We start from the raw sequence: 6649 nt of genomic DNA, 5'->3' as shown, positions 1-6649 counted from the left end.
AATCGCAAGGTTGATAGCCTTAGCGCCCTGCGGAAGCTCACTCTGTTTCATGTAGTGATAGCTAATCACTACGTGAGAAAGATACAAGCCGCCCTGTGTCGGGCGCGTGCTACGAGGTAGCATGAAAATGACGGTATTGTGGCGCACGAAACTGTCTCCGCGTTCACATAAAATGTGACTAAGAGACAGCACGATGGGGAAAGCCTACTGGTGCTCCTGACGGGCGTCATCGCCAAACGTAATTGCACGTCCACGCGCATCCATTTTTGCTTTGTCGCGGTTGAAGCCCATTTTGGCGCGAACGCCGCCCAGCATGCCGCTGCGTTGATAGATTTCGTTCGCACGATCGTGGTTGTACTGGCTATCGGGGCTGATTTCCAGCGCACGGTCGATCCACACTTTGGCCAGGTAGCTATTCTGGGCGACGCCTGCCCCGTTACGGAAAGCATACGCGTAGTAACCTGCCGCATAGTCGCGGTTATCATCATCTTCGTCGTCCCATAATTCGGGCAGGACGACATCCACACAGCGCGTCTGATCTTCTGGGAGGTTGCTAAACAACCAGAGAGTACTGAGCTCTCTTGCCGAACGTTGCCACACGGTTCTGCCCAGATTAGGGCTACGCAGTACGCTGAATAGCAGTGTGCTGGCACGCTGGTACTGTTCCGGTGTCAGCGTGTCATTTTCATTGATCAGATTATAGGCAACGTTGTACATGCTAACGACATGGCCTTTCTCCGCCGACACTTCCTTCCAATAGCGTGATTTTTCGTGATCTTCATAAGGTGAAGGGTCGCGGCCGTGCATACGTGATAGATAGCCGGAGTAGAGGTCACCGAGTGATGCCATTGAGGAGACTTCCCCCCAGCTCGCGGCTTCGTGTAAAAGAAAGACCCCTGCCTCTTCGGAAACGGATTCGAACAAGTTAGCGGCCGCCTGACCGAAGTTCGTCTCTGATTGCATGAAGCGGCAACGTGCAAGCAGCGCATCGCTATCAAACTGGCCTTTTGCGATACCGTAGAAGCCAAATTTACTGGCGAGCGCGGCGATAGCGGTCTCATACGCTGAATCCGCCCACGCCTGACAGCGTTCCAGAAATTTTGGCATTAAATTAAAGCTATCTTCGATACCGGCAAAGTTCACACAGCTGATTAAGGTGTCGAGCATGCCCTCATCAGGGTGTGATTCAGGAAGATCAACCTGCCAGGCTTCAACCATCAGGTCATAGGCCTGTTGCATATCGACCTTATTCCAGTGGATCTCGCCATCTTCTTCAGTTCGCGCATACGTGCTGAGGAAGCTGGCATATTTGCGTAGTACCTTAGCCCGAACATCCACATCAAGTTCAAGCGTCAGTAGCCAGTCGAAGGTTTTTCGGCAGTACGCCACGTTTTCTGTGTCCTGAGCATCGGGCAAGAACACATCATAGCCAAGGTAGTCCCAACACTGCGTCACGCGCAGGCTGTTACGTTCCGGCTCTGTCAGTGCTTCACACAATGGCCCATCAATAAATTGCGCCATTGCCTCATGGCTACCGCCCCAGCGTGGATACAAGAAGTAAACGCACTCTTTACGAATGGCTAAATCTTGGGGGCGAGTGGCTAATGTGACGCGCAGCCAGTAGTGCATGGGCTCTTCCCATTCGTGTTCTTCTCTGGCTGGCAGAGGAGCGGGCAACGCGACAGGAAGCTCAACAAGCGCTGGTGCGCCTTCATTACGCAGGTGCTGTAGACCCGCCTCCCAAAGCTCGGGCTCAATCTGCGCCTGACGCTGTGCGTAGGTCAGCGGCTCACTGCCTTGTAGTAGGACACCCAGCCACAGTGGTTCGCCTAAATAGCAGGTCAGACGAAATAGACGTGAAAAGGTCAGAGCAGGTCGCTGATGTAGCGCACTGGCGCGCAGGTAAGCCGCGACGCCCAGATCGCGTGCCAGCTCAGCACCCATCCAGCGATCGTCTTCGACATATTGCCCGCCGTTTGAAGTACGAATCCGCGCGGCGGCGTTCTCCCAATATTGCCCGGTGAGATGATGCGCGTGATAGCTCTCAGGGTGGGCGGCAACCCAGGACTGTAAATGTGACAGGATATCGGCATCAGGTACTGCTGGGTCAAAGAGCGAATTTACGTGCCAGAGATAGGTATAAGGCAGATTAGGGCCGTCCAGCCAAACCTGATGTTCTTGTTCCAGCAGGGTATCAAGCGCATCGAATTGATGTGTCGCGAACATGTCGCGCAGCTGCGCACGACGCTTAACCAATGCGGTGAGTGAGTCAGAAATTGATGTCATAGCGTAAATTCTTAGCCTGTTGTTGAGTCATCATGCCGACAACATCGCGCGTGATCAGCGGCATGTGCAGGCAAGATTTCGGGGGATTACAGTGTTGTATCTACTTGATAATGATTACAGTTATACCAACAAACCGGTATTCAGACAGTGTTATTTACCTAAATGTAAATAATCGTTTAAAACGGTGTAAATGGGGAAGGGGGTAAGAGGCAGGCTTTGATATCATGTCACACCGCAATCGTGAAACAGAAATCAGATTGTCATAAGTTCATGATAACCTGAAAATATTGTCGATTTCTCATCCTAATGGTTTACCTGCGAGTGATAGGCTCAGCGATGAGCATGCATAAGAGTTCGACTTCCTTTCTCTCTCCCCATGATGTAGCCGCTGTGTATCGAATTAAATAACCAAAAAAAACTAAATTTCTAGTTTTTTAGTATGAATAAAGTCATGTGTGTTAAGCAATGTCCTGTTTTATTAATTTTATTCTCGTTCAAATCGATTCCATTTCAATAAGGTAGGTGAAATTAAAAAATAAACAAAAAATTTTTACCCCTATTGAAGTGTTGTTTCCAAAGAATAGAATCACCCTGTTGGTATATTTAATTGAAATAAATATAACGTTGCGTGGTTTTGTGATTGTTACGCTTGGTTTACTAGGGAAAGTATACCCCCAACTCTATGGTACATAGGAGATAACCATGTCTATCATTTTATCGAATCATACCCCAACGGATTCCTATAAGGGGTGCACACCAGGTTCACGCCGCAGCGCGCTCCGTGAATTATTACAGCAGCAAAGAGGCATTCGTGTGATGGAGGCTCACAGTCCGCTTTCTGCTTTATTAATAGAACAAGCCGCTTATGAAGATGGCGATATTCATTATCAATTTGATGCATTTTGGTCGAGTTCACTCACGGATTCGACCTTGCGAGGAAAACCCGATACCGAGCTGGTTGATATCAGCCATCGTTTCCATGCCATTACGGAAATATTTGATGTCACCACTCGTCCGTTAATTTTTGATGGCGATACCGGCGGACAAACGGAGCATTTGGCCCACCGCATTCGGGCTGCCGAAAATCTGGGTATTTCCGCCATGATTATCGAAGATAAAACGGGTCTGAAGAAGAACTCTTTATTTGGCAACGATGTAAAGCAAACGCAGGCTTCTATAGAGGATTTTTGCGAAAAGATTACCACGGCCAAAAAAGCACAGCTGACGCCCGAATTTATGGTGATCGCGCGTATTGAGAGCCTGATTCTGGATGTCGGTATGGAGGATGCGATAAACCGCGCCCTGCATTATGCTGACGCCGGTGCCGATGGCATTATGATTCACAGTCGGCATAAGAACCCCTCTGAGATATTAACGTTCGCCAGACAATTCCGCGAATATTACCCACATTTACCGTTGGTTTGTGTTCCAACCAGTTTTAACGATATTACTTTCGATCAGCTGATTGATGGCGGGTTCAATATCGTTATTTACGCCAACCATATGTTACGTGCGGCATATCCTGCCATGAAATCCATTCTGCCAGAAATCCTCAAGCATGGTCGAACGCTGGAAGTTGAGGATAAATGCATGTCGATAAAAGACATTCTGGATCTGATACCCGGCACGCGATAACGCCCTCTATTAGGGTGTCAGTATAATTATTTTATAACGCTATTATTTAGCGCTGTAGGCTTATTGCTGTTATTGAAGCAACGCCATTATATTGCCCCTAATTATCCGTGCCACATAATGAAAAAGCCAAGGCGTTATCATCGCTATTAAATACAGCGTGATGCGCAGGGGAGGTTTATTGTGATTGACCCGAATAAGCTTATCGAATTTCTGGTTCAACGTGGCGTGCATTTTTTCAGTGGCGTCCCAGATTCATTATTAAAAGCATTTTGTCTGGCGATTGGAAATAATAACGGGGGGCTTGCTCACCGTATCGCGAGTAATGAAGGTTGCGCGGTGGGCATGGCGATGGGGCATTATCTGTCGACGCGAACGCTGCCCGTGGTTTATATGCAAAACTCGGGGTTGGGCAATGCGATCAATCCCCTCTGCTCTCTGGCTACGCCGGATGTTTATGGCATTCCGCTGTTACTCATTATTGGCTGGCGTGGTGAAGTCGATGAGAGCGGTAAGCAACTGCACGATGAGCCGCAGCATGTCATGCAGGGGCGAGTCACGTTGCCTCAGCTCAATGTGCTTGATATCCCGCATATCGTGCTGGATAGCTATAACACGCCGCCGTGGGATGACATTCAGGCGTTGCTCCAGCGTGCGCATGATGAACACCGTCCTGTAGCGCTGGTGGTGAGAAAAAATACCTTTTCCTCGCCAGCGGCATCCGCCAACCCAACGGCTGAATCGGCGCTGATGCGGCGAGAAGCCATCGTCGCAGCCTGCCTGAACGTGCTGCCGTCTCATCTCCCTATCGTCAGCACCACGGGCATGTTGTCCCGTGAACTCTATGAGCTGCGTGAACAGCGCGGGGAAGGGCATCAGCGAGATTTTCTGACCGTCGGTGGCATGGGCCTTGCCAGCCAGATCGCACTGGGCCTGTGTGATGCGCAGCCGCAGAGGAAAGTCGTGTGTCTGGATGGCGATGGGGCGTTGCTGATGCACATGGGCGGACTGACGAACACCGCTCAGGCCAGCAACCTGATACATATCGTTATCAACAACGGTGCCCATGACTCCGTGGGAGGACAGCCCACGGCGGCGTCCCGCTTGCCGCTGGCACCGATTGCTGCCGCCAGCGGCTATGGCGCTACGTACTACGCTGAGACAGAAGAGGCCTTACAGGCTGCGCTGCAACAGGCGTTGCAGGCGCAATGTAGTCAATTCATTGAGGTGCAATGCCGCGTGGGTCATCGCAGCGATCTGGGGCGGCCTGCGACCTCTCCCGCGCAAAATCGCGATGCCTTTATGCAGTTTCTTAATACACCTCCTCAACTCTCTTGATGAGCGGCAATACCTGAGTATTGCCCACCCCTTAGCGACAAGGATTGCCGATATGACTCATTCTGTTTCTTTAGTTGGCGTTGGTGTATTAGGAAAAGCGATCTCGCTCAGACTATTACAGCGGCATTTTTCGCTTCGCGTGTTCAACCGGACTCACCGCAAAGCGAACGAGGTGGCTGCCGAAGGTGCTCAAGCCATCCCCGAACTGCACCAGCTGTTCACGCAGGAAAAACAAATTGTGCTCATCTGCCTGAAGGATGCGGAGGCGATACGTGACGTTTTTCAGTCGGAGGAGGTTATACAGAAGCTGACCCGCTATCGTCCTGTATTACTCAATATCAGCACGATAGGGCCGGAAGAGAGCCGCTGGATGGAGGCCTTTTTTCACCGACACGGCGCGCATTATGTGGAATGTCCGGTGTCGGGCGGGCCGGAAGGCGCACGGCAGGGCAAACTTGCCGCCTGGGTCGGGCCTTGTGCGGATGACGTTGCCAGCGCGGTTAACGACGTCATCACCAGCCTGTCGGATCGCTATGTGCTGATGGCGAGTAATCACAGCGCACAGACCATGAAGGTGATTAATAACTATTGTGAGGCGGTGCATCTGCTGGTGGCGGCGGAAGCGCTATTGCTGGCGGAAGCCCACGACATCGCCCCGGAGGTGCTGGCAAACGCGCTGACGCTGGGGCGCGGACGCTCGACCTATATGGAAGTGATGCTGGATCGCTATCTGAACCCGCGTGAAGCAGTGTCTGTTCCGTTATCCATTCGCCTGAAAGATCTCGATCTGGCACAGACGCTTTTCCAGCGCTCGACGATTCAAAGCGAATTCTTCGATACGGCGCGCCAGTGCTATCAAAATACGGCGGATCTCTCGGCCGAGCCTCAGGATCAAACTGCCTGCTTTTCTTATCTCTCACGTACTTTGCCAGCGGGGAGGGACTAGATGTCAGAGCTAACACAGCGACAACGCTGGATGTCGATTCTCGCTCACAGCGATCCTGCTGCGCTGGAAGCGCACTGGGACACGCTGCATTTTCCAACAGACTACCAGCTCTTACGCCCGACGCAGATCGGTTTGATCCAGCTGCAAGGGAGAATGGAGGTCGATGGCCCGCGCTTTATTGTGGGTGACATGACGGTGACTCGCGCGGCGGTGCAACTGGAAGATGGAACGTGCGGCTACAGCTATATCGCGGGCAGAAACAAGCCGCATGCCGAGCTGTGCGCCTGGATCGATGCACTCCTGCAAACCCGCTCCTCTTTCCATGAAATCTGGGAGCGCATCATCACGCCGTTAGCTGACCAACAGCGTGCGCGTCGTGAGCAGCAACAGCACGACGTCGCGGCCAGCCGGGTGAATTTCTTTACTTTGGTCAGGGGGGAATGATTT

Annotated in this window: 5 protein-coding genes; 4 read left to right on the top strand and 1 reads right to left on the bottom strand. The window is 51.6% G+C overall.

Going from position 1 to position 6649, the window contains the following annotated elements; genetic code table 11:
- Nucleotides 1–204: 204 nt before the first annotated feature.
- Nucleotides 205–2286, bottom strand: a complete 2082-nt coding sequence (locus ACIPUG_RS09840; protein ID WP_400338285.1) for a DUF4034 domain-containing protein — start codon at nucleotides 2284–2286, stop codon at nucleotides 205–207.
- Nucleotides 2287–2988: 702 nt separating this feature from the next.
- Between ACIPUG_RS09840 and aepX the strand changes: the two genes are divergently transcribed.
- The 4 genes from aepX (at nucleotide 2989) to phnG (ending at nucleotide 6646) form a co-directional block, all read left to right on the top strand.
- Nucleotides 2989–3921 carry a phosphoenolpyruvate mutase gene (aepX, locus tag ACIPUG_RS09835; protein ID WP_400338283.1) on the top strand — a complete coding sequence of 311 codons (933 nt, stop codon included), beginning with the start codon at nucleotides 2989–2991 and terminating at the stop codon, nucleotides 3919–3921.
- Nucleotides 3922–4101: 180 nt separating this feature from the next.
- Nucleotides 4102–5256 carry a phosphonopyruvate decarboxylase gene (gene aepY / locus ACIPUG_RS09830; RefSeq protein WP_400338282.1) on the top strand — a complete coding sequence of 385 codons (1155 nt, stop codon included), beginning with the start codon at nucleotides 4102–4104 and terminating at the stop codon, nucleotides 5254–5256.
- A gap of 52 nt (nucleotides 5257–5308) precedes the next feature.
- The gene (locus tag ACIPUG_RS09825) at nucleotides 5309–6202 is read left to right on the top strand and encodes an NAD(P)-dependent oxidoreductase (RefSeq protein WP_205560281.1); all 894 of its coding nucleotides are present in this window, start codon (nucleotides 5309–5311) and stop codon (nucleotides 6200–6202) included.
- The gene (gene phnG, locus ACIPUG_RS09820) at nucleotides 6203–6646 is read left to right on the top strand and encodes a phosphonate C-P lyase system protein PhnG (protein WP_014914043.1); all 444 of its coding nucleotides are present in this window, start codon (nucleotides 6203–6205) and stop codon (nucleotides 6644–6646) included.
- Nucleotides 6647–6649: the final 3 nt, after the last annotated feature.

This window comes from Pectobacterium sp. CHL-2024 (genome assembly GCF_044751765.1).
GTDB classification, from domain to species: domain Bacteria; phylum Pseudomonadota; class Gammaproteobacteria; order Enterobacterales; family Enterobacteriaceae; genus Pectobacterium; species Pectobacterium brasiliense.
Note: the sequence above shows the minus strand (reverse complement) of the source record. Positions and strands in the feature narration are given on the sequence as shown.